This window comes from Sphingopyxis sp. Geo25 (genome assembly GCF_949769135.1).
In the GTDB taxonomy this organism is placed as follows: domain Bacteria; phylum Pseudomonadota; class Alphaproteobacteria; order Sphingomonadales; family Sphingomonadaceae; genus Sphingopyxis.
The window spans coordinates 1-1,660 of the sequence record NZ_CATKOZ010000019.1 but is presented as its reverse complement, the minus strand read 5'-3'; the positions used below and the strand labels follow the sequence as shown (position 1 = coordinate 1,660).

General features: G+C 55.2%; 1 protein-coding gene. It reads right to left on the bottom strand.

Annotated elements, in window-relative coordinates; all coding sequences use genetic code 11:
• On the bottom strand, positions 1–1,476 hold a 1,476-nt coding region (locus QOL68_RS18890), incomplete at its 3' end, for an ATP-binding protein (protein WP_282950490.1).
• Positions 1,477–1,660: the final 184 nt, after the last annotated feature.

Genomic DNA, 1,660 nt, shown 5'->3' with positions numbered 1-1,660 from the left:
AAGTTCGCGGTCGCCGTCACTGTTTTCCCAGAGCCGCAAGCATTGGCTCAGTAGCGAGTGGAACTGATCGAAGCATCCTGCGTCGGCTTCAGTCATACCTGTTAGCGCTAAGCAGATGGCCTTCGCTTGCCGCGAATCAATGACCTCGAGGTTGGGAGTGGTCACAATCCTACCAAATGTGTTTGATCGGTTCCCGCCGAGTTTTGAGTACAGGCTACGTTTTCCTGCTAAAAGCTTTATCAATTCTTCCCGACATTTCGGCTTGGCGTTCTTGCTCGCACGCAAAGCGCCCGCGGCTTCCTTGCGCGTCTTTCCGGCGAGGTGCAGATAATAGAATACTGGTGAAATCCAGCCTGCTTCGTGACTAATCTGTCGAAAGTATGCGAACGGCTGCTCGACCGCATTTCGGCTTATGAAGTTTCGGAGGATTGCTTCAACGGTGATTTCTTCTCGTACCGTTCGAACAGGCAGGACGCTGCCCTCAGGCACGACCTTCGCATCCCCAATGACCTTCAGGGTTGGTGCGCCATCAATCTCGTCGAACGCCCCCTCCTTGATGAACTTGATCTGTTCCAGCGAAGCGGGGTCGATCAGGATCGGGCGTTTTCCGCCTTCCAGTTGCCCATCGGCCAAGTTCGCAACGAGGGCGTTGCTCGGACCCAATTCGAGCAGGCGCCGGACCATGGGCAAAATTGCCTCCCGGCTATGTAAGTCCCGCTCGTCAAGGATCGCGCGCAGGTCTGCATAACTGATTGTCTTCGTTTCCCCGGAGTAGCGATAATAGATAGCCCCTTCGACTACATCACCCTCATTCTTGCAGGCAATCACGGGCTTCGAGTTGTGCGGCTCGACGTGGATGATGCCGACCTTCAATCCATCCAACTGGATGGTTGCGACTTCGAAGCGAGGCGTCGGCGCAAGGGCGGAGCGGATCGTCTGGCTAAATTTGTTCTGATCCGTTTCCACAAACCGGTCATCGGCCAGTCCGCAAACCTCGAACGAATGAGGGAGATCCTTAATGCCGAATAGCAAATAGCCGCCCCGATTGTTGGCGAATCCAGCGATAGTCTTTAGCGGTTTGCTGAAGTTTCGGATGTTGAAGTTCTCTTTACACTCGAACTCGTCGCTTTCGCCCTTGATTAAAAACCAGCGGCCACCGGCTTTACGTCGGAAAAGCGATCTCAGGATGGTTTCATCCATCGGTAGGGCTGGAGCCGTCGCGGCGCCCTCGATTTCGACCACGGTTGCAGTCGGCTCTGCCGAGGTGAAGTTGGCTAGGAATTCGGTTAGAGCGGCATCGTCGGCCTTTGCCACCTCCGGACCGTACTTGCGCTGTCGTATCCCGGTTATGCGCCCGGAGTTCACGGGGCGGTCCTGACGATTGAAATAGAACTGGATGGAGTTGTTCGCCATGCCCCGCGCGAGCATGGCCTTGATTAGGCCAATTTCTCGATCAGTAATACTGCGTTTTCCCATCTAATCCCACGCCCCCGCGTCCATGCCGCTCGCATCCGACTTGCCGCTTTTTGCGTTGAACATATTACCGCGTCAAATCTACTCGGCAACTATACTGTGGGCGAGTTCCATCATTTAATCCTCCGTCGCAGATGCCGCCAGCCGTGAGCTTTTTCGTAAGGGGTGACGGGGGCGAGTTTCGCAG